Source organism: Microbacterium deminutum, assembly GCF_039530205.1.
In the GTDB taxonomy this organism is placed as follows: domain Bacteria; phylum Actinomycetota; class Actinomycetes; order Actinomycetales; family Microbacteriaceae; genus Microbacterium; species Microbacterium deminutum.
The window spans coordinates 1-20168 of sequence record NZ_BAAAOG010000002.1 but is presented as its reverse complement, the minus strand read 5'-3'; the positions used below and the strand labels follow the sequence as shown (position 1 = coordinate 20168).

Here is a 20168-nt window from a genome sequence, read left to right as displayed (position 1 = left end):
CGATATTCCATTCCGCAACCCTGCCGTGCATCGCCACCTGCCCGCTAGAGGTCGAAGTCCACCCCGGCCCACGGATCGGACTGCTCGGTTCCGGCGTGCGGACGCAGCAGAGAAGTCCGCCGGCGAAGGTCCGCCACCAGTCCGCCGTCGGTCTCGATCTCGCGAAGTCCCGAAACCGGGGTCGCGAAGAGCTGGCTCGCCGGACCCAGGAGGATGTCGACTTTCGTCACGATTCCCAGCTCGTCGAGGACCGGCACGGCGACCACTTCCGAGGTCTGGGCTTCGGCCAGTGCCGCCGCGAAGGCGAGCAGCGCTGTGGAGACCTCGTCAGAGATCACGATCGTGTCACCCGCGTAGTGCAACCGCTGCATTCGTCCATGGTGTCGGGCATTGGGCGCGCACGTACAGGGGTTGCAGGCGGGGATGATCCGTGCATCTTGTATGCAACGAATAAAGGTGGCCGACGACCTCGTGCCCGTCGCCTGCATCCGGGTCCATGGTTCGACGCAAGGTTTACAATGACGGCATGACGGCGCTGACCCGTGAGCAGCAGTTGGTGGGGACGTTCGTCACGCTGGCTGATTCGCTCGTCGACGAGTTCGACGTCGTCGACGTGCTTCAGCATCTGGTCGACGAATGCATCGCCCTCTTCGACGCGGCCGCGGCCGGAATCCTCCTTCGCAGCCCGGAAGGTCACCTCGAAGTGATCGTCTCCACGAACGAGCGCAGCGAGTTCGTCGGGCTGATGCAGGTGCGAGTCGGCGAGGGGCCGTGCGTCGAGGCCGTCACCCTCGGGCAGGTCGTCTCGGTCGCCGATCTCGATCAGATAGCCGACCGGTGGCCGGCGTTCGCCGCCGAGGCGCGCCGCTCGGGGTTCTCGTCCATCCACGCGATCCCGATGCGCCTGCGTGACTCCACCCTCGGCTCGCTCAACCTGTTCCGCGACCAGACCGGCGAGCTCAACACCCCCGATGCGATAGCCGCTCAATCGCTGGCCGACATCGCGACCATCAGCATCCTGCAGCAGCGTCTCGTGGAGGAGTCGGAGATCGCACGAACGCAGCTGCAGCGCGCCCTCGACAGCCGCGTGATCATCGAGCAGGCCAAGGGCTATCTCGCACAGCGGGAGAGCATCGACATGGATGCCGCGTTCACGCGCCTGCGCGCGCATGCGCGTTCCACGCAGAGCCGCCTCGGTGTGGTCGCGGCCGAGGTGATCGCGGGCCGGCTCAAGCTCTGAGCGGCTGCGCTACACCGCCTGGCGCTGCTGGAGCAGCGGACACTCGAATGGATCGCGTTCGCCCAGCCCAACGCGATTGATGTAGCGGACCACGATCCCGTACGACTGCCAGAGGCCGGTCTCCGTATAGCGGACGTCATGGTCGTTGCAGAACTGGGCGATCATCCCGGAGGCGGCGCGGAGGTTCGGGCGCGGCATCGAGGGGAACAGGTGGTGCTCGATCTGATAGTTGAGGCCGCCCATCGCGGTGTCGAGCAGCCGGCTGCCGCGGATGTTGCGGCTCATCAGCACTTGCCGGCGAAGGAAGTCGAGCTTCATCCCGGCGGGCACCAGGGGCATCCCCTTGTGGTTCGGCGCGAACGACATCCCCATGTAGACGCCGAAGAGACCGAGCTGCACTCCGAGGAATGCGAAGGCGATCCCCGGCGAGAGGACGACGAAGACGAGCGCGACGAATCCCACGATCCGCACCAGGATGAACGCGATCTCGATGGGCCTGCGACGCAGCGGCTCCTTCGAGAAGACGCGTCGGACGCTCGAGGCGTGCAGGGACAGTCCCTCGAGAAGGAGGATCGGGAAGAAGAACACACCCTGGTGCGCGATGACCCAGCGCACGGGTCCCTTGCGGCTGGACCGACGGCGGTCGGCCTGCTCGGGAGTGAACGCGATGACGGGCAGATCGATGTCGGGATCGAAGTCGATCTTGTTGGGATTGGCGTGGTGCCGGGTGTGCTTGTGCTGCCACCATCCATAGCTCATGCCGACCAGCAGATTGCCGATGACCAGCGTGGTCCAGTCGTTCCATCTGCCCGAGCGGAAAATCTGCCGATGGGCGGCGTCGTGACCCAGCATCGCCACCTGGGTGAGCACGATCGCCAGCACGGTCGCCGTGATGAGCTGCCACCACGTGTCGCCGATCAGCACGAAGGCCGCGAGCACGAGCGCGAGCACGACGGGCGCGGCGATGAGCTTCGTCCAGTAATAGCCGTACCTGCGGCGCATCAGGCCGCTCGTGGCGACCATGCGCGCCAACTCGGTGTAGGCGTTCGCAGGCCCGCCGCCCGTCGTTCGAACCGCGCCAGCGGTTTCACGGGGAAGGATGTCGGTCATGTCAGACCCCTGTCGGTCGGCCTGCGATACGGGATGCGCGTCGCGAGAATGACTGGGTCTAGGACATCCGCTCCCATTCTAGCGCCGCGCGCCTGCCGCAGGTCAGGGTTCACGGCATCCCGTCAGCCGGATATCGGAGCCTGCCAATACCACGGGATCGGCGGACGGCGCCACGGGGTCATCCGTTTCAGGTGCGGTGCGTATCGTCCCGGGCATGTCCGCACCGCCACCCGTCCGCACCGCAGCCTGGGCATGGCAGCGGACGTCCGGCCAGGCGGTGCTTGGTGACATGTCCGCCGTCTCGCTGACGGCCGACGGTCACGACAGTCCGCTCGTGACCGAGACGCTTGCATCGGCGAGTCGCATGCCGCAGCTCGGGGCGGATGTCGCGGCGACGCTCGACTGGTGTGTCGATGTCGGCCGGCGTGCTCCCGTCGCGGGCGAGGGCGACACGCGACTGCTGTGGGAGCTGCTGGCCGCGATCGCACGTGTGAGCGTGTCCGCGGCGCGAATGCTCGAGCCGCACCTGGACGCACTGGGGATCCTGCATCAGGCGGGGTGCGACTTCGCCGACGGATGTGATCCGTGGGGTGTCGGCTCAGTCGGTGCGGGCGAGGGCTCGTCATGGGGAGTGTTCGCGGCGGAATCGGCAGGAACCCGGCTCGAAGCGGTCCGCACCGACGCCGGATGGGTGCTGCGGGGCACGAAGCCCTGGTGCTCGCTCGCCCATGAGCTCTCGCACGCCCTCGTGACGGGGTTCGTCGACGACACTCGGCGGCAGCTGTTCGCGGTGGACCTGCGAGGGGCCGGCGTCCAGCCGCATCGGGGCGAATGGTTCGCGCGCGGTCTGCCGCACGTGGTGAGCAGCCCGGTGGATTTCCACGACGCGCCCGCCGCGCCCGTCGGCGACGTGGGGTGGTACCTCTCCCGGCCGGGATTCGCGTGGGGCGGCATGTCGGTGGCGGCGTGCTGGTGGGGAGCGGCGCAGGGTGTCGCGGACGCTCTGGTCGAGCCGGCTCGTGGAGAGCGCGCGGACCAGCTCGCTCTGGTCCATCTGGGCAGAGCCGATGCCGCGCTGTGGGCGGCGCGTAGTGTGCTCGCCGAGGCAGCCGACCTCGTCGACGCGGGGGTTCCTCCCGGTCTGGACCAGCGACTTCTCGCAGAGCGGGTGCGGGCAGCGGTGGTGGATGCCGCGACCCTCACACTCGCCGAAGCGGATGCCGCGCTCGGCCCCGCTCCGCTGGTGAGCGACCCGGGACATGCCCGCCGTGTCTCAGATCTTCACCTGTACCTCAGGCAGCACCACGGCCTGCGCGATGCCGCGCGCATCGGGCGCCTGCGCATATCGGCCGGGTCGTGATGCCGGCCTTCAGCCATCTCGACGCCGGAACGCCCGAAGCAGTCTGGCTCGCCGACCCGCGCACGGCCGGCGTCCCCGAGCTCGAGCTCGAGGTGGATGAGCTCATCGTCCTGGCGGCGCATCCCGACGACGAGACGCTCGGCGCGGCAGGGCTGATGAACCGGGTGCACCGCGGCGGCGGACGCGTCACCGTGATCGTCGCGACGGATGGCGAGGCCTCGCATCCGGACTCGCCCACCCACACGCCCGGGCGCCTCGCAGCGCTGCGCCGCACCGAGGTCGGGCGGGCGGTCGAATCGCTCGCCGGCGGCGCGCGAGTGGAGTTCCTCGGCATCCCGGACGGCGCTCTTCGCGAGAACATCGACGCGCTCGCCGACTCACTGACGATGGTCCTCGAGGAGCTGGACGTCGCACCGAGCCGCGAACATCGTGTGGCGATCGCCGCGCCGTGGGCGGGCGATGGCCATCGCGATCACCGGATCGCGGCGGAGGCCGTGGCGCGCGTCTGCGAAGGGCGCGGTATCCGCCATCTCGGGTATCCGATCTGGCTCTGGCACTGGGGGACGCCCGACGACATGCCCTGGGATTCCGCCCGCGCCCTGACCCTGACGCGCAGCGAGATCACGGCGAAGCGTCGCGCGCTCGGCGTCCACGCCACCCAGGTCGCCCCGCTGTCGCCGGCGGCCGGTGACGAAGCCGTCATCCACCGCGACATGCGCGCGCATTTCGAGCGCGGCGTCGAGGTCTTCATCGACGAGTCGCGCCGGGACTCCGCACCGTCGCTCGCCGGCGAGTGGTTCGACCGGTTCTACGAGCGCCACGACGACCCGTGGGGATTCGAGACCCGATGGTACGAGAAGCGCAAGCGCGGCATCCTGATGTCGGCGCTCCCGAACGCGCACCTGGGCGATGTCCTCGAGATCGGATGCGCCACGGGCCTGGTCACGCGCGAGCTGGTGGCCCGGGCTTCCCACGTCGTCGCCGTGGATCCCGCCGAGGCGGCGCTGCAGGCGGCGCGTGCGCGCCTCGGCGAGGAGAGTCGCGTCACGTTCGTCCACGGCCTGATGCCGCGCGACTGGCCGGACGGAACGTTCGACACCGTCGTGCTCTCGGAGGTCGGCTATTACCTCTCGGCAGACGACCTGGACGGCACGATCCGGCTCGTCGAAGGATGCCTGTCCGACGACGGATGCCTCGTGGCCTGCCATTGGCGGCATCCCGTCGCGGATTACCCCCAGACCGGCGACGTCGTGCACGCCGCGCTTCGGCAGAGCACGGTGTGGGAGGCGCTCGTCCGGCACGAGGAGCGGGACTTCATCCTCGAGGTCTTCTGTCGCGCGCCGGTGCACTCCGTCGCCGAGCGTGAGGGGCTGCTGTGACCGGTGGCGAGGTGTCGGCGGTGATCGTCGTGGTTCCGGTGCACAACGAGGAGGCGCTGCTCGATCGCTCTCTGACCGCTCTGGCCGCTGCGGTCGCGACGGCGGCGGGATGCGGCATCCGGTGCGCGGTGCGCATCGTCCTCGACGACTGCACCGACGGCTCGGCCGCGGTCGCGGGCGTGCATCCGATCCCGACGATGGTGCTGGCTTCGGCCCGAGTGGGAGAGGCGCGCGCGCAGGGGATCGAGGCCGCGAAGCAGGAGCTGGCGGGCACAGCGGCGGATCGGGTGTGGATTGCCAACACCGACGCCGACTCCGCCGTGCCGCCGAACTGGATCGTCGCGCAATCGCACGCCGCGGCGCGGGGTGCGGACGTCTTCGTCGGAACCGTGCGCCCCGACTTCGCCGATCTCAGCGGCCCTCATCGGCGCCACTGGCTGCGGACCCATTCTCCGGGTGTCCCGAACGGCCACGTCCATGGCGCGAATCTCGGTGTGCGCGCCAGCTTCTATGCCGCAGCGGGCGGGTTCGGCGCTCTCGCAGAGCACGAGGACGTCGACCTCGTGGACCGCTGCCGACTGCTCGGCGCGAACATCTGCGCCAGCGACGCGGCCGAGGTCCTCACGTCGGGCCGCTTCGTCGGACGGACCCCCGGCGGGTACGCCGGCTACCTGCGCGCCCAGGCGGGACTCGTCGGGCGGCGCGGCATCCGCAGTTCGCCTGCCTACTGACTGCCGTAGGCCGACACGCATCCGCGGTTCGCCTGTCTGCTAGCGGCCGTAGGTCGACGCGGCGGGGCAGTCGAAGGGGTCGCCGCCTGCGGCGAGCCCCACGCGGTTGAGATAGCGGATCACGATTCCATACGACTGGATCAGCGTGGTCTCGGTGTAGGCGATGGAGTGCTCCGCGCAGTAGGCCCGGGCGAGCAGCTGTGCCTGCTTCAGATGCGGGCGGGGCATGTTCGGGAAGAGGTGGTGCTCGATCTGGTAGTTCAGTCCGCCCATGAACGCGTCCATGAGCCGATTGCCGCGGATGTTGCGCGAGGTCAGGACCTGACGGCGGAGGAAGTCCACCTTGGAGTCGCGCGGGAGCAGCGGCATCCCCTTGTGGTTCGGGGCGAACGAGGCGCCCATGTAGACCCCGAAGACCGCGAGCTGGACGCCGAGGAACGCGAACGCCAGGCCCGGGGGCAGCATGACGAAGATCGCTGCGACGTAGAGCCCGAGCCGGGGCACGAGCATGCTGATCTCGAGCCAGCGTCGGTCGACCTTGTCGCGTCCGAAGACCGTGCGCAGGCCGTGGATGTGCAGATTGACGCCCTCGAAGATGAGGATGGGGAAGAACAGGAACCCCTGGCGTCGTGTGAACCATCCGTAGAGCCCGGTTGCGCGCGCCGCGTCCTCGTCAGTGAAGGAGATCACGTCGCGTGCGATGTCGGGGTCCTTGCCGAGGACGTTCGGGTTCGCGTGATGCCGGCTGTGCTTCGTCATCCACCACGAGTAGCTGATGCCGACGACGAGGTTCGCGATGGTGCGCGCGGCACGGTCGTTCGCCTTGCCCGATTCGAACACCTGGCGGTGCGATGCTTCGTGCGCGAGGAACGCGAACTGGGTGAAGATCACGCCGAGCGCTGCGGCGATGAGCAGCTGATACCACGAGTCGCCGAGCAGGACGAAGGCGGCGCCGGCACCCAGCAGGGCAGCCGTGACGGCGCTGAACATCAGCGCATAGAACCCGGTCCGGCGCTTCAGCAGTCCCTGGTCTCGGACGGCGCGAAGCAGCGCGGAGTACTCGGTCGTGGGGTTGGTCCTCTCGCCACGAGGAGTCGTCGTCCTGATGCGACTGTCGGGCTGAGGGGGTGCCAGAGTGTTCACGTGCGCCTCGATCCATGGTGGGCGAGATGGTCCGCTCCCAGTGAGGGGGCAGGACGGCCAACCGTGGTCCAGGGACAACCGTGTACTGATTTCAACCCTCCGGCTCGCATCCGCAATCCCCGGCAGGGCAGATCCCCAGGTTAGCCCCGGGGCGTGTCAGGATCGGGACCCTGGCGCCGCGCAACCTGGGCTCGTACACTGGGTCTGTTCACCCAGGACCCCGGTGGCGTCATCGACGCACGGACGTTGAGGTCTCGATCCAGACTTCCGTTCACACTCGGGGCTTTCCCCCAGCGGCGCCGAGGTTGTCGATGGCGCTACCGGCCGGGCGCCGACGGGAGCCGAGGATGCCGCCGATCCGTCGGGATGGGGAGAGTGTGGCGCACGTCGTCGCGGAGGCCTATCGTGTCGTCGTGGGCACCCTGTTCTATGGCGGATCAGCCACCCCGATCCACATCGAGGACCGCGCGCTGGCGCACGTCAAGGTCGTCATAGCGACGAAGCTGCGTCGCAGTGAGAGCTTCACCCTGTCGTGGCGGCATCCGGACGATCAGCCCCGCGGCCGCAGCACGATCTGGCTGCATCCATCGATCCCCCTGCGATTCGTGTTCGACGAACCCGAGCCGGCCGAACTGAGCCGCGCGTGGATCGAAGAACTCGCCAATTCTGCGAATTCCTCGGGTGGCATCATGCTCGTCGCCGAGAACATCGACACCGGGCCCGACGACTCCGAAGAAACGGATCAGGCGATCACGGTCGGCAAGCTCGAGGTCGATGAACTCGCCATCGACAAGCTCACCATCGCGGGGGCCGACGTGCCGCCGGAACCCTCGATCCTCTCCTGACGGCAACGGCTGCCACGGCTGGGTCGTTCGTCCTCTGGCGGCGATTGTCAAGCCCGCCCGCGCGATGCGGTCCGTGCATAGGGTGGTGAGCACGGCGATCAGAGCGCCGGGAATCGACGGTGAAGATGATCGAATGCGCGGGTCGCCCGAACATGAGCGAACGATGAGCGATCTCGAAGTCGTCGCGGACGATGTCGCGACCGAACCGTCTGCGGTCGGCCGCGTTGCGGCTGTGGTCTTCAACCCCATCAAGGTGGACCTGGAGGCCATCAAGGCGGCGGTGAAGATCGAGGAAGCGGCGGCGGGCTGGGGCCGGACGCTGTGGTTCGAGACATCCGAGGAGGACCCTGGTCAGGGGCCCGCTGCTCAGGCGCTCGCCGCCGGCGTCTCGATGATCGTCGTGGCGGGCGGGGACGGCACGGTGCGCGCGGTCGCAGAGGCCGTCCGGGGCCACGACGTCGTGCTCGCGCTGCTTCCATCCGGCACAGGCAACCTCCTCGCCCGCAACCTGGACCTGACCCTGGACGATCTCAAAGGGTCGATACACTCGGCGTTCACGGGCGAGGACCGCAAGATCGACCTCGCCATGGTCGACGTCCGCCGCGCGGATTCGCGGACCGATACGCACGCCTATCTGGTGATGGCGGGGTTCGGGCTCGATGCGAAGATGCTCGCCAATACCGATGACGAGCTCAAGGCCAAGATCGGATGGCTCGCCTACGTGAAGGCGATCGGACTGGCGCTGCGGGACAAGAATCAGCTTCACCTGCGCTGCACACTGGATGACGGCCCGGCCCGGTCGCTGCGGGCGCACACGGTGATCGTCGGCAACTGCGGGTCCCTGCAGGGCAACGTGCAGCTCTTCCCCGACGCGGTGGTGGACGACGGACTGCTCGACATCGTGCTGCTTCGCCCTGAGACGCTGTTCAGCTGGTTCCAGATCGTCGGGAAGATCATGTGGGAGAACGGCGTGCTCAGCCGCACCCGCGCCGGTCGGAGCGTGCGCACGAAGGACGTCAGGGCACTCACCTACCTCACGGGAAGGCGTTTCGTCCTCACGCTGAAGGGCCCGGAGAAGCTCGAGATCGACGGCGACGAGTTCGGAGAGGCGATCGCCATCCGCACCTGGGTTGAGCCGGGCGCGCTCACCGTGCGGGTGCCTCTCGAGTCGGCAGAATGAGTCCGCGGCGCGCGCGGCTCAGGCGCGCAGCTCAGGACTCGCGGTCCCGATTTCCGGCCAGCCAGGGCGGCCCGAGCGGGACGACCCGTCGGCCGAGCGTGAGCCAGTAGAACTTCTCGACCAGCATGTACGCGGCAAGCGCGGCGGCGATGAGGAGGACCCATGCGCCGACGCTCGCGACCGCGGGGCTCGCGGTCAACGAGCCGATGGCCTGGAGGCCCAGGCCCCCCGAGACGCAGAGCAGGGTGATCGGCAGCACGGTGTTGTGGGCCGCGCCTGCGACCGCGAATGCGAGGGCGATGAGCGCGAAGCCCAGCGCGAAGATGCCTCGCTCGATGCCGGTGACCTCGAGGAATCCCAGCTCCTCTCCGAGCAGGAACCCGGGCACGACGATCCAGTACCACCCGAAGGCGTTGTAGACGGCGAAGTGGAAGTCGTCGCCCTTGAAATACGAGAGCATGCCGGCTGTCACCTGCACCAGCCCGCCGAAGACGGCCCCGATCCAGAACACGGGGTTGCTGTCCTGCAGGCCGAGGTGCTCCAGTTGTGCGGCGACGGTGGCGATGACGAAGCCCAGCAGCCCGATCAGGCCGGGGTCCGCTGTCCGCGGACTTCCGCCGGAGTCAGCTGCGCGCGAGTTCGCCGTCATCGTCGTCTCCTGACGCAGCACGGTCACTGCTGTGCCCGAGCGTACTCGCGAACGTGTCCGGATCGTGTCGGCCTGGCCCGGTCAGCCGGCGGAGACCCGTCGGCGCAGCGCGACGACCGGGATCACCCGGGTGGTCGTCTGCTCGTACCGGCGGAACCCGGGGCTGCGCTCGGTGAACCGCGCCCAGGCGGCATCCCGCTCAGCCCCGGTGAGTTCGTCCGCGTGAACGTGCTCGACACCCTCGGGGGTCTCGATGATCACGTCGGGATGTGCGAGCAGATTGTGGTACCGCGCCGGATTCTGCGGCGCACCGGCCTTGGACGCGGCGATCAGCCAGGTGTCGTCGTCCTGGCGGATGCCATCACGGGGGCCACGCGCTCGATCCCGGACTTCGCGCCGATGTGGTGGACCAGCACCAGGCTGCGACCGAAGCCCCGCGACGTGATGTCACCGCCGTTCGCGCGGAACTCGTCGATGATCTGCTGGTTCCAGTCGGCGTGGGGACCGCTCATGGGACTCCTGAATTCGGTGACAACGCGGGTTGAGCTGCTGTGCGCCGCTCTTGGTGCGAAAACTCGAGGCGTGCCGGCGACATCCGTGTCCACTCAGCGTACGTCCACGAATACGCCGACGGCCCGGCGACCGGCATCCGCAGTTCGACGGAGGAAGTTGGAGATGAGCTGTAGCTCGGCGGGGGGAGTAGTCGGCGCAGACGGCATCCAGCTGCGCATTCATGCCGTCGTGGTGCAAGAGACCGCCCAAATGCGCGACGCACGGATGCCGAAGCCCCGCTGCGACGATAGCCTGCACGTGTTCGCACACGATGAGGAGAAGCCATGTCAGTGACCGCCAACGAGCTCGCCGAGATCGAACGGGCCAATCAATCGGGGCTGCGGCCCGTCGTCTTCGTGCACGGGCTCTGGCTGCTGTCGAGCAGCTGGGATCGTTGGCGTGCGTTCTTCGAAGAGGCCGGATTCACGACGATCGCGCCCGGATGGCCCGACGACCCCGAATCGATCGAGGATGCGCGGGCCAACCCCGATGCGTTCGCTTCGAAGATGGTGCAGGAGGTCACCGACCATTACCTCGAAGCCATCGCCGCGCTCACCGAGATCCCCGCGGTCGTCGGCCACTCCTTCGGCGGTCTCATCGCCCAGAAGATCGCAGGCACCGGCGTTTCCGGAGCTACCGTCGCGATCGACCCGGCGCCGTTCCAGGGCGTCCTGTCGGTGCCGGCATCCTCCTTCAAGTCCTCGGCGCCCGTCGTCTCGCATCCCGGCACCAGCCTCAAGCACGGCGTCACGCTGTCGTTCGAGGAGTTCCAGTACGGCTGGGCGAACGCCCTCGACGAGGACGAGGCGCGCCGGCTGTACGACGAGTTCCATGTCGCCGCAGCGGGCAACCCGATCTTCCAGGTCGTCATGGCGAACCTCAACCCGTTCTCCGAGACGAAGGTCGACACGAAGAACCCCGATCGCGGTCCGCTGCTCATCATCGGCGGTGAGCTCGACCACACCGTTCCGGTCAAGCCCACCGAGCAGGCGTACAAGATCCAGTCGAAGAACCCGGGCGTCACCGACATCGCCATCCTGCCGAACCGCGGCCACTCCCTGACGATCGATCACGGGTGGGCGGAGGTCGCCAAGGTCTCGATGGACTTCATCGTCGGGGCGGATGCGCTGACGATGACGTGGTGAGGAAGTCGTGGCACTCCGCGCACTGATCCACACCATCGTGGTGCAGCTCGCCGACATCGACCGCGGTGTGTACGACGACTTCGCCCTCCGCGTCACCCGCCACCCGTCCGAGACAGACGCGTTCATGGTGACGCGTGTGCTCGCCTACTGCCGGAGTTCGAGGAGGGGATCGCGTTCAGCGAAGGGATCTCTCAGACCGAAGAGCCCGCGGTGCTCGTGCGCGATCTCACCGGCCGGCTCACCGCATGGATCGAGGCCGGCGCGCCCGATGGCGAGCGGCTGCACTACGGCAGCAAGCTGGCCGACCGCACCACGGTGTAAGCCATCCATCGACGGACGCCTCGTCTATGTGCAGGCCGGTGCCGCCGGAGTCGTCGATGGGTACCGCATCGGCCCTGCCGGCTCGCTGACCCGGATCGGCTCGGTGACCGTTCCCGGTGCAGCAGGGGGAGAAGGCATCGTCGCGACCTGACCCGGGGTGCGCAATCAGACGCCGGGCAGGATCCCCACGATTCTGCCCGGCATCCGTCGCCGGACGCGACGCTCAGACGCGGAGCAGGCGAAGGCGGGCGAGCAGCTCCGGCCCCGACGCGTCGAGAAGGCGACCGCCGAGCACCACTCCGCCGAGCGCGACGGTCGCTCCTGACGCGAGACCCGCGATGAGTGCGATCCAGCCGAGCAGAGCGAACCCGGTGAGCAGCGCGGCGATGGCGAGGGCCGCCACCGGCAGCGTCAGTGCGATCGTCACGGCTGCGACCGCGTACGAGGCGAAGATGGATGTCGTCACCGCGCCGGGTTGCGCGGAGAACGGGTTGCGTCCCGGGCGCGCGACCGGCACCACGATGCGGGCCGATGACACGCTCACCACGCCGAGCGAGATCAGCAGCACGCCGAGCGACAGCCCGAGCAGCGCGGGAAGATCCTCCACTCGGCCGATGAGGACGGCGACGGCGACCTGCACGACGGTGGTGGCGGGCGCCGCGATGATCAGCATCGCCAGGGCCCGGCCGAGCCGATCGTGGACACCCCGGACACCGGCGGCGAGCTCGGCCGCGAAGGCGGTGCCGTCGTACGAGAGGGCGGCGAATGCCGACATCGGCAGCAGCGAGGCGACGATCGGGCCGATGACGAGGGCGAAGCCGTCGAGGTCGAAGAGGCGCCACCAGATGAGCAGCAGCGCAGGCAGCAGCGGCAGGAGCAGCAGCTGCCGCGCCTGCCGCGCGTCGCGGAACCAGTAGATCAGCGATCGGGCGAGCACGGCTGCGGTCGGAGTGGACGGCACCCGTCCGAACAAGCCGAGGTGCCCGCCGGCAGCGGGATGGGGTGCACGCTCCCCGCGTACCCGCAGCCCGGCGCTGAGCGTCAGCCGCCACAGCACCGCGGCCGCCGCGAATGTGCCGACCGCGATCGTCGCGGCGACTGCCGCGCCGGGAGCGTCGCCCATCGCGATGCGGCCGGGGACCGACCAGACCGCACCGAAGGGCGACCACGAGAGCACCTGGACGGCTGCGGTGAAACCCGCCAGGGGGTCGCCACCGCCCGCGACCGCGACGCCGTCAAGCGCGGCGATCGCGAGCGGTATCGCGAGCAGCATCACGCCGAGCGCGGCCGACACCGCCCGCGCGGCGCCACGACCGCGCAGCAGGGCGCCCGCGGCCGCCGTCGTCACTCTCGATCCGACCACGCAGGTCGCGGCCCCGAGCAGGCCTAAGACGATCGCGGCGAAGGCGGAGACCGGGTAGGCGTGCCAGGCGATCGCTGTCGCCAGCGACACCGCCACGGTGGCGATTCCGGGCAGCCACGCGACACCGGACACGAACATCGCCGCCATCAGCGTGCCGGTGCCCAGCGGGAATGGGGCGAGTTTGAGGGGCTCGAGCGTACGATCCACTCCCTCGAACAGCAGCGGCACGGCGAGCCACCCGAACACGAGCGCGGTGCCCCCGATCACGACGAGCGCCTGCGTCACCGGTGGCGGGGCAGTCGATGCGAGGAGCATGCCGGCGAGCACCAGCATGACCAGACCGAGGGCGAGCACGCCGCCCGTGACCACTGCCACCAGCTGCATCGGGTTGCGCTGCAGCGTGTTGGCGAGCACCCGGAATCGCAGTCTCAGGAGGACAGCAACCACGCGGGACCCTCCCCGTGACGCCGTCCGCCGACCAGTTCGAGGAACCGCGTCTCCAGGTCGCCGGGTCCGCGGACGTGGTCCATCGTGCCCGACACCAGCACGCGGCCCGCTGCGATGATCGCGACGTGGTCGCACATGCGCTCAACCAGCTCCATCGAGTGACTGGAAACGACGACGGTGCCCCCGGCCCTCGCGAATTCGTCGAGGATGTCGCGGATGTTCGCAGCCGAGACCGGGTCGACCGACTCGAAGGGCTCGTCGAGCACGAGGAGCCGCGGCGAGTGGACCAGCGCGGCGGCCAGCGCGATCTTCTTGGTCATGCCCGCGGAGTAGTCGGCGACGAGTCGGCCCGCCGCGTTCTCGAGATCCAGCAGCTGCAGCAGATCCGCCGTCCGCGACCGCAGCGTGGCGCGGTCCAGGCCGAAGAGCTGGCCGGAGAAGGTGATGAGCTGCTCGCCGGTGAGGTGGTCGTAGAGATCGACGCCGTCGGCGAGGTTGCCGATCAGCGGCTTCGCTTCGCGGGGTCGCTGCCACACATCGATGCCGTGGATGAGGGCGTTCCCGGCATCCGGCCGCAGCAGACCGGTGGCCATCGACAGCGTCGTCGTCTTCCCGGCGCCGTTCGGACCGACGAGCCCGTAGAACGAGCCATGCGGGACCGCGAGGCTGAGGTCGTCGACGGCGGTCGCTCCCCCGTAGCGCTTCGTGAGTCCACGGATCTCGAGCGCGTACTCCACGGCATCCCCCACTCCGGTGCTCCGAAGTCCCCAGTTCGTGAGCTGCCCCTGTCGGTCAGCAGTCCCAGTCTGGCGTCATGGAGCGCTGTGGTCGACAGTGCGCACGCAGTGTCGGGCAGCAGTGGTGCTCAGAGGGCAGCAGGCAGGAAGATCCCGACCTGGTCCACGACGATCTGCGACACCTCGCCGACGGCATCGAGTTCGGCGGTGACACCGATGCCGGGCAGGGCGGCGCACGTGAAGTCGGTGCCGCCCGCGCCGACCAGAGCGGTGTCTCCCAGGATGTCGGAATGCGCGACGAGCTCGGCACCGCGCATCCGGATGGTGAGAGTGGCCGGGCCCATCCGATACGCGCCGACCATCGCCGCGAGCAGGGCGGCGGAAGCGGGCTCGTGGCGGCGGGCGAACCCCGCGGGGGCGACAGCCGGTTCGAGGTCGACCGAGAGGCCCGCGATACGGCCGTCGAGTCCCTGGGTGAACACGAGCCGGCAGTCCAGCTCGTTATCGACGAACACGAGATCCCAGGTGTCGTGCCCACGGTGCTCCAACAGGATGCGGTCTGCCGCGTCGTGGAAATCGGGGACGAGTTGATCGCCCGCCACGCGGATGCTCAACTCGCCGTAGGCGGGGTGGGAATACGTTCCGGCGAAGCCGTCGAGATCACGCGACGGCGGCGCGTCGTCTGCCCGCGCATGCTGCCGGGCACGGGCCTCGGTGTGGCCGGTCATGAGCGCCGTCTGCAGTTCGTGGATGCGGGCGCCGAGTCCGGCATCCGGCTCGCCCCGCAGCAGATCGACGACCCCGTAGATCAACGGGAGTCGCAGGTAGCTGCTGTCGAGGTTCGTGAGCACGGCGATGCCGATGTCGGTGTCGGGGACGATGGCGACGTCGGACGAGAACCCGGGGATGTTCCCGCCGTGGTGGATGAGGCGCGTTCCGCGATAGCTCTCGACCTGGCAGCCCAGCCCATAGCCGAGCGAGGCGACCTCGGGCAGCTCGTCGAGGCTGATCCCGCCGATCATGGCCGGGCAGTGCAGCTGGTCCAGAGTCGACGCCGGAAGGACGTCATCCCGATGTCCGAGCCGCGCGGTGAGCCACCTCGCGAGGTCGGCGATGGTCGACACCAGTCCTCCGGCAGGTCCGGCCTTGAGTGCGGCGGCCTGGGCGGGCAGTGCCAGTCGGGACATCCCGTCGCCCGAGGCCCGGTACGGCTGCGCGAGCCGCCGCACGGACGGGTCCTGCGCGGAGAACACCGTGTCCGTCATCCCGAGAGGGTCGAGAAGGTGCGTCCGGACCGCCTCGTGCCATGGCATCCCCGTCACGACCTCGGTCAGGTGGCCGGCGGCGATGTAGCAGAGGTTGTTGTAGTCCCATGAGGTGCGAAGCGGCTGCGACATCGGCAGGTGGCGAAGGCGGCGCGTCGTCTCCTGCAGCGGCAGATCGGAGTCGCCGAACCAGACCATGTCATGGCGTGGGAGTCCCGTGCGGTGGCTGAGCAGGTCACGCGGCGTCACGAGGGCGGTGGCATGAGGGTCGTGCATCTCGAACCAGGGCAGGATGTCGCGGACCGGGGCGTCGAGGTCGACCCGTCCGGCATCCGCCAGCAGACACAGTGTCGCGGCGGTGAACGCCTTCGTATCCGAGGCGATCGGGAAGTGGGTATCGACGCCGACGGGCTCCCCGGCCTCCAGATCCGCCTCTCCGAAGCCCTCGCACAGCAGCACCGTCCCGTCGTGGACCACGGCGACCGCGATGCCGGGAACCGCGAACCGCGCCTGCTCGGAACGGATGAACTCACGGATGCCGTCGACGTCGGGCATCACGCCGGCTGACTCATTGCGCACCTGATCACGTGGTCAGGCTAGGTGGGGTCCGATCGACGATGTTGGTGTCGAGCGACAAACTCACCGGGCGGCGTTCGTCAGGATGGACGAGCCGCTCAGACCTCCGCGCGCTCGAGCCAGTGCACCAGCTCGCTGGTGTCGCGGAGCAGGGTTTCGGGAACGACCACGAAGTGCGGCATGCTGCGGCCGTGCTGCTCGGCGATGCGCGAGGCGTACCTCTCGATGAACTCATCGCGCAGCGCAGGCGCGAGGCGAATCGCCATCGTGCCGGTGGGATCGAGGAAGCTCGACATGTGACCGCCGGCCGAGGTGTACGGCATCGTCGCGCCCTTGCGCTCCCAGCCGGCCGCAGCGATCGCCCGCTCGTAGAGCAAAAGCGCCTCATCGGGTCCGGTAAATGCGGCCTTGGCCATTCCGGCATCCCGTCGACGATCCGGAGCACGGTCACGGCGGGCGGTCGCCAGTCACCCGGCGACCGCCGCCGTCACCAGCTTGACACCCCGCGAGCCATATCGGAACAGCACTCCGGATGCCGACGCCTCACGACCGGGCGACGGGTCTGGGGCAGTCTGCGGGACTCGCTGTTCCCCGGGCCGTGAGATGCGTATTCGTCGCGGGCACGGCTGTCAAGCCGTCGACACGGTGCCCCCGAAAGGCCACAGTGGGGAGCATGACCGCACTCGCTGTAATTCTGCTCGTCGTCGGGATCATCCTTCTGCTGCTCGGCATCTTCGTCGGGGCAGCGAAGTTCCTCCTGTGGGTCGGGATCGTCATCATCGTCGTCGCGATCATCGCGTGGCTGCTGCGCTACATGAGACGCGGCGCCTGAGCCGCATGGATGCCTGCGACCGGTCTCGCGCCGGCCGCGGCATCCGTTCTCCCTGATCGCATGACTGGGGCGTGGTATCCGTCAGCAGGATGCCGCCTCCGTGCCACCGGTACCGATGGCCGGAATGCTCCTTTAGGCTGTGAACCGAGACTGACGACACCGGGGTCGCCGATCAATTCCCCAACATCGAGGACCCATGTCAGACATCACAGCGAAGCCGACGACGGCGCCCACCGGCACCGCACCGGTGATGACCCACCGGATGATCCTGTTCGTCATGTTCGGCCTGATGGCCGGCATGTTCCTCTCGGCTCTCGATCAGACGGTGGTCGGCACCGCCATCCGCACGATCGGCGACGATCTGCACGGCCTCAGCCAGCAGGCGTGGGTCACCACCGCATATCTGATCGTGTCGACGATCTCGACGCCGATCTACGGCAAGCTCTCCGACATCTTCGGCCGCAGACCGCTGTTCATCTTCGCGATCGTCGTCTTCATCATCGGCTCGATCCTCGCGAGCTTTTCGACGTCCATGGCCGAGCTCGCCGTGTTCCGTGCCATCCAGGGCCTCGGTGCGGGCGGTCTCATGTCGATGCCGCTCGCGATCATGGGCGACATCCTCGCGCCACGCGAGCGCGCCAGATATCAGGGGTACTTCCTCGCGGTCTTCGGCGTCTCGAGCCTGCTCGGGCCGCTGATCGGCGGCCTGTTCGCCGGCGCTGACCAGATCCTCGGGATCGCCGGCTGGCGCTGGGTCTTCCTCATCAACGTGCCGATCGGGATCTTCGCCCTCGCCATAGTCCTGCGGTTCCTGCACGTTCCGCGCCATGTGCACGGCTCTGTCCGCATCGACTGGTGGGGTGCGGCCACGATCATCATGGCCCTCGTGCCCTTCCTCCTGGTCGCGGAGCAGGGTCGGGTGTGGGGTTGGGACTCGCCGCTCTCGATCGCCTGCTACGTCATCGGGGCGATCGGCGCCATCGCGTTCGTGATCATCGAATCCGTGATGAAGGATGACGCGCTCATCCCGCTGAAGCTCTTCCGCTCGCCGACGTTCTCGATGGCGACGGTGATCGGCGTACTCGTGGGCTTCGGCATGTTCGGGGCGATGCTGACCATCCCGCTGTACCTGCAGATCGTGCTCGGATCGACCCCCACCCAGAGCGGCCTGCAGATGCTGCCGATGATCGTCGGCATGATGACGGCATCCATCGGCAGCGGGCAGGTCATCGCTCGAACCGGCCGTTACCGCATGTTCCCCATCCTGGGAACACTGTGCCTCTCGTTCGGCTTCTTCTGGCTGACCAACCTGGAGTATGACCGCTCGTACTGGTTCATCGCCGGAGCGATGCTGTTCATCGGACTCGGTCTCGGCCAGCTCATGCAGACGCTCACCATCGCGAGCCAGAACTCGGTCGGCCTCCGCGACATGGGCGTCGCCACCAGCGCCTCGACCTTCTTCCGCCAGATCGGCGGGACCCTCGGCACCGCCGTGCTGCTCTCGCTGCTGTTCGCGGCCATGCCCGGCAACATCCAGACCGCGTTCGCCGCCGAGAAGACGCTCACCGGTGCGCTGAATGCCGCATTCGACCCGGCGGTCTCGTCGGCCCCGGCGAACAAGGCGATCATGGACCAGATCTACGGCCCGATCGTGACGAAGGTCACCGACGCGACGACGAAGAAGATCCAGGACGGACTGGCTGCGGCATCGGATGCCGCGAAGAAGGCGGTCGCCGATCAGGTGGCGTCGGGCGCCATCCCGGCGTCGGCCCAGGCGGCCGCCGAGGCTGCGGCGATCGCGCAGGCCCAGCAGCTGGCCGCTACGCAGATCGAGAGCCAGATCCCGGTTGCGAACATCGCGGCCGACGGAACCGTGACGCTCGACTTCTCGAACGCGACTGACCGCGAGGCCTTCGTGACCGCGCTCGTGCCAACCCTCCTCGACCAGTTCGACGGGTCAGGCGGCAACTCGGCCGTCAACAGCGGCACGCTCGACGACACGTCGTTCCTGAAGGACGCCGATCCTGCGCTGACCAAGCCGATCCTGGTGGCATTCAACGCCTCGGCGGTCACGATCTACCGTGTCGCGATGTGGGTGGTGCTGATCGCATTCGTGCTGTCGCTGTTCTTCCGGACTCCGCCGCTGCGTGCCAAGTCGGCGCTGCAGGAGGCAGCCGACGATGCGGCACTCGGGGCGAAGCGTGCGGCCGACGAGGCCGGAGCGCTGGTCGAGCCGGACTTCGTGGGAGCCAAGAGAGGCGACTGACCCCGCGCGGGTGGCTGCGTGGGCTCACTCCGCCCCGAGGTAGGCCACCGCCGCCTCGCGGAAGACCCGCGAACCCGGCGTATTGAAGTGGTGTCGACCGGGAATCTCGATGAACTCCCCACGCGGGGTCAGGGAGGCGAGTCGACGCGAACGCTCCAGGATCGTGTCGTCGCTGCCGGTCGCGAAGAGCACCGGCTGCTGCGGAGGATTCGCCGGGTCGGGGTCCGCGTCACCGAACCGCATGCCTTCGGCCAGCGCGATGAGCACGCCGAGGTCGTTGCCTCGCACGCGTTCGGCGAGCGTCACGTAGTTCTGGGTGACGGGGTCTTCGATCGGGATGCCGCGCTCGACGAAAGCGCGTGCCTCGTCGATCTTGAGGCGCGCGAGTGGTCGCCCGTCGGGGATTCCGCCCAGGATGCCGCGCGTCACCCGGTCGGGAGCGTCGACGAGGAGCTGCCAGCCGACCCGCCCGCCGAGTGAGTAGCCCACGTACCGGACGTCGTCGAGCATGTACGTGTCGAGCACGATGAGCAGGTCCTCGACGAGTGCATGCATCGAGTAGTCCTGATGGTCATGCGGCTTGTCGCTCGCGCCGTGTCCGCGCTGGTCGACACCGAGCACCCGGAAGCCCGCTCGGATGAGGTCGCGCACCCACCCCGTGCTCACCCAGTTGTCGAGACAGCTCGATGCGAAGCCGTGGACGCACAGCACGGCGGGCGCGGCATCCTCACCCCACGAATAGGTGGCGATCCGGTGACCCTCGAGCGACATGACGAACTGCGGAGACGGCATCTCGGTGTGCGGCAACGGCGGCGGCGTCATTGCGACATTCTCTCGCGCCGCCTCGGAGACCGCGCCATGCCTGTGCGCCACGGCACCGCCGGGGCGTCTAGCATCAACTCAGTGTCAGGGTGACAGTGCCGCGTTGCGGTGGTTGGATCCTGATCACCTGGTGTCTGGCTCGTAGCGTCCCTGCCGCTCCCGTTGGGGTTGGCGTTCATGCGTTTTGCCGATGCCGGGTGTGATG

The 20168-nt window shown here is 68.5% G+C and carries 19 protein-coding genes and 2 pseudogenes; 10 read left to right on the top strand and 11 right to left on the bottom strand.

What is annotated here, in order from left to right; all coding sequences use genetic code 11:
* Positions 1-44: 44 nt before the first annotated feature.
* Complete coding sequence (locus tag ABD212_RS06450; protein ID WP_344092527.1) at positions 45-371, bottom strand: hypothetical protein; 327 nt, start codon at positions 369-371, stop codon at positions 45-47.
* Between the two features lie 155 nt (positions 372-526).
* On the opposite strand from ABD212_RS06450, the gene ABD212_RS06445 reads away from it, so the two are divergent.
* Complete coding sequence (locus ABD212_RS06445) at positions 527-1240, top strand: ANTAR domain-containing protein (protein ID WP_344092524.1); 714 nt, start codon at positions 527-529, stop codon at positions 1238-1240.
* A 9-nt stretch (positions 1241-1249) separates the two neighbouring features.
* Here the strand turns inward: ABD212_RS06445 and ABD212_RS06440 are convergent, their stop codons facing one another.
* Positions 1250-2350, bottom strand: coding sequence for a fatty acid desaturase family protein (locus ABD212_RS06440; protein WP_344092522.1), 1101 nt, complete (start codon positions 2348-2350; stop codon positions 1250-1252).
* A gap of 214 nt (positions 2351-2564) precedes the next feature.
* Here ABD212_RS06440 and ABD212_RS06435 point away from each other — a divergent pair, with 214 nt between their 5' ends.
* Genes ABD212_RS06435 through ABD212_RS06425 form a run of 3 tightly spaced genes read left to right on the top strand, consistent with a single transcriptional unit; the run spans position 2565 to position 5820 of the window.
* The gene (locus ABD212_RS06435; RefSeq protein ID WP_344092520.1) at positions 2565-3710 is read left to right on the top strand and encodes an acyl-CoA dehydrogenase; all 1146 of its coding nucleotides are present in this window, start codon (positions 2565-2567) and stop codon (positions 3708-3710) included.
* Positions 3710-5089 carry a PIG-L family deacetylase gene (locus ABD212_RS06430; RefSeq protein ID WP_344092518.1) on the top strand — a complete coding sequence of 460 codons (1380 nt, stop codon included), beginning with the start codon at positions 3710-3712 and terminating at the stop codon, positions 5087-5089. Before ABD212_RS06435 ends, ABD212_RS06430 begins: the two co-directional genes overlap by 1 nt.
* On the top strand, positions 5086-5820 hold the full coding sequence (locus tag ABD212_RS06425) for a glycosyltransferase (protein WP_344092515.1): 735 nt from the start codon (positions 5086-5088) through the stop codon (positions 5818-5820). The genes ABD212_RS06430 and ABD212_RS06425 overlap by 4 nt, the downstream gene beginning before the upstream one ends.
* Before the next feature lie 39 nt (positions 5821-5859).
* On the opposite strand, the gene ABD212_RS06420 is transcribed toward ABD212_RS06425, so the two are convergent.
* Positions 5860-6963: a fatty acid desaturase family protein gene (locus tag ABD212_RS06420; RefSeq protein WP_425561245.1), complete on the bottom strand. Its 1104-nt coding sequence runs from the start codon at positions 6961-6963 to the stop codon at positions 5860-5862.
* 413 nt (positions 6964-7376) lie between these two features.
* Here ABD212_RS06420 and ABD212_RS06415 point away from each other — a divergent pair.
* Together ABD212_RS06415 and ABD212_RS06410 are read left to right on the top strand one after the other, a co-directional pair.
* Positions 7377-7685, top strand: a pseudogene (locus tag ABD212_RS06415) (DUF7882 family protein); the annotation flags it as partial.
* Positions 7686-7971: 286 nt separating this feature from the next.
* A complete protein-coding gene (locus ABD212_RS06410; RefSeq protein ID WP_344092512.1) occupies positions 7972-8988 on the top strand; it encodes a diacylglycerol/lipid kinase family protein in 1017 nt (338 codons plus the stop codon).
* A gap of 31 nt (positions 8989-9019) precedes the next feature.
* Here the strand turns inward: ABD212_RS06410 and ABD212_RS06405 are convergent, their stop codons facing one another.
* The 3 genes from ABD212_RS06405 to ABD212_RS06395 form a co-directional block, all read right to left on the bottom strand.
* Positions 9020-9637: an acetate uptake transporter family protein gene (locus ABD212_RS06405; protein WP_344092510.1), complete on the bottom strand. Its 618-nt coding sequence runs from the start codon at positions 9635-9637 to the stop codon at positions 9020-9022.
* Positions 9638-9718: 81 nt separating this feature from the next.
* A complete protein-coding gene (locus ABD212_RS06400) occupies positions 9719-9967 on the bottom strand; it encodes a nitroreductase/quinone reductase family protein (protein WP_344094091.1) in 249 nt (82 codons plus the stop codon).
* Complete coding sequence (locus ABD212_RS06395; RefSeq protein ID WP_344092508.1) at positions 9967-10149, bottom strand: hypothetical protein; 183 nt, start codon at positions 10147-10149, stop codon at positions 9967-9969. Before ABD212_RS06395 ends, ABD212_RS06400 begins: the two co-directional genes overlap by 1 nt.
* Positions 10150-10473: 324 nt before the next feature.
* Between ABD212_RS06395 and ABD212_RS06390 the strand changes: the two genes are divergently transcribed.
* Together ABD212_RS06390 and ABD212_RS06385 are read left to right on the top strand one after the other, a co-directional pair.
* The gene (locus ABD212_RS06390; RefSeq protein WP_344092506.1) at positions 10474-11334 is read left to right on the top strand and encodes an alpha/beta hydrolase; all 861 of its coding nucleotides are present in this window, start codon (positions 10474-10476) and stop codon (positions 11332-11334) included.
* A 7-nt stretch (positions 11335-11341) separates the two neighbouring features.
* Positions 11342-11652: pseudogene (locus tag ABD212_RS06385) on the top strand (YaeQ family protein); the annotation flags it as partial.
* A 226-nt stretch (positions 11653-11878) separates the two neighbouring features.
* Here the strand turns inward: ABD212_RS06385 and ABD212_RS06380 are convergent.
* The 4 genes from ABD212_RS06380 to ABD212_RS06365 all read right to left on the bottom strand — a co-directional run bounded on the left by ABD212_RS06380 (position 11879) and on the right by ABD212_RS06365 (position 16459).
* On the bottom strand, positions 11879-13465 hold the full coding sequence (locus ABD212_RS06380; RefSeq protein WP_344092504.1) for a transporter: 1587 nt from the start codon (positions 13463-13465) through the stop codon (positions 11879-11881).
* Entirely contained in the window at positions 13447-14214 is a 768-nt protein-coding gene (locus ABD212_RS06375) for an ABC transporter ATP-binding protein (protein WP_344092502.1), read from the bottom strand. Before ABD212_RS06375 ends, ABD212_RS06380 begins: the two co-directional genes overlap by 19 nt.
* A gap of 116 nt (positions 14215-14330) precedes the next feature.
* A complete protein-coding gene (locus tag ABD212_RS06370) occupies positions 14331-16022 on the bottom strand; it encodes a serine hydrolase (protein WP_344092500.1) in 1692 nt (563 codons plus the stop codon).
* 119 nt (positions 16023-16141) lie between these two features.
* Positions 16142-16459: a hypothetical protein gene (locus ABD212_RS06365; RefSeq protein WP_344092498.1), complete on the bottom strand. Its 318-nt coding sequence runs from the start codon at positions 16457-16459 to the stop codon at positions 16142-16144.
* A gap of 257 nt (positions 16460-16716) precedes the next feature.
* Between ABD212_RS06365 and ABD212_RS06360 the strand changes: the two genes are divergently transcribed.
* Together ABD212_RS06360 and ABD212_RS06355 are read left to right on the top strand one after the other, a co-directional pair.
* Positions 16717-16875: a hypothetical protein gene (locus tag ABD212_RS06360; RefSeq protein ID WP_344092496.1), complete on the top strand. Its 159-nt coding sequence runs from the start codon at positions 16717-16719 to the stop codon at positions 16873-16875.
* Positions 16876-17071: 196 nt separating this feature from the next.
* A complete protein-coding gene (locus ABD212_RS06355) occupies positions 17072-19141 on the top strand; it encodes an MDR family MFS transporter (protein WP_344092494.1) in 2070 nt (689 codons plus the stop codon).
* Positions 19142-19165: 24 nt separating this feature from the next.
* Here ABD212_RS06355 and ABD212_RS06350 read toward each other — a convergent pair whose 3' ends face one another.
* Positions 19166-19963 carry an alpha/beta fold hydrolase gene (locus tag ABD212_RS06350; RefSeq protein WP_344092492.1) on the bottom strand — a complete coding sequence of 266 codons (798 nt, stop codon included), beginning with the start codon at positions 19961-19963 and terminating at the stop codon, positions 19166-19168.
* Positions 19964-20168: the final 205 nt, after the last annotated feature.

Excerpts from the sequence above, each read along its gene's own strand:
- ABD212_RS06450 (WP_344092527.1), bottom strand. The coding sequence starts at position 371 with ATGCAGCGGTTGCACTACGCGGGTGACACGATCGTGATCTCTGACGAG.
- ABD212_RS06445 (WP_344092524.1), top strand. The coding sequence starts at position 527 with ATGACGGCGCTGACCCGTGAGCAGCAGTTGGTGGGGACGTTCGTCACG.
- ABD212_RS06440 (WP_344092522.1), bottom strand. The coding sequence starts at position 2,350 with ATGACCGACATCCTTCCCCGTGAAACCGCTGGCGCGGTTCGAACGACG.
- ABD212_RS06435 (WP_344092520.1), top strand. The coding sequence starts at position 2,565 with ATGTCCGCACCGCCACCCGTCCGCACCGCAGCCTGGGCATGGCAGCGG.
- ABD212_RS06430 (WP_344092518.1), top strand. The coding sequence starts at position 3,710 with ATGCCGGCCTTCAGCCATCTCGACGCCGGAACGCCCGAAGCAGTCTGG.
- ABD212_RS06410 (WP_344092512.1), top strand. The coding sequence starts at position 7,972 with ATGAGCGATCTCGAAGTCGTCGCGGACGATGTCGCGACCGAACCGTCT.
- ABD212_RS06405 (WP_344092510.1), bottom strand. The coding sequence starts at position 9,637 with ATGACGGCGAACTCGCGCGCAGCTGACTCCGGCGGAAGTCCGCGGACA.
- ABD212_RS06395 (WP_344092508.1), bottom strand. The coding sequence starts at position 10,149 with ATGAGCGGTCCCCACGCCGACTGGAACCAGCAGATCATCGACGAGTTC.
- ABD212_RS06390 (WP_344092506.1), top strand. The coding sequence starts at position 10,474 with ATGTCAGTGACCGCCAACGAGCTCGCCGAGATCGAACGGGCCAATCAA.
- ABD212_RS06370 (WP_344092500.1), bottom strand. The coding sequence starts at position 16,022 with ATGCCCGACGTCGACGGCATCCGTGAGTTCATCCGTTCCGAGCAGGCG.
- ABD212_RS06365 (WP_344092498.1), bottom strand. The coding sequence starts at position 16,459 with ATGGCCAAGGCCGCATTTACCGGACCCGATGAGGCGCTTTTGCTCTAC.
- ABD212_RS06360 (WP_344092496.1), top strand. The coding sequence starts at position 16,717 with ATGACCGCACTCGCTGTAATTCTGCTCGTCGTCGGGATCATCCTTCTG.
- ABD212_RS06355 (WP_344092494.1), top strand. The coding sequence starts at position 17,072 with ATGTCAGACATCACAGCGAAGCCGACGACGGCGCCCACCGGCACCGCA.
- ABD212_RS06350 (WP_344092492.1), bottom strand. The coding sequence starts at position 19,963 with ATGACGCCGCCGCCGTTGCCGCACACCGAGATGCCGTCTCCGCAGTTC.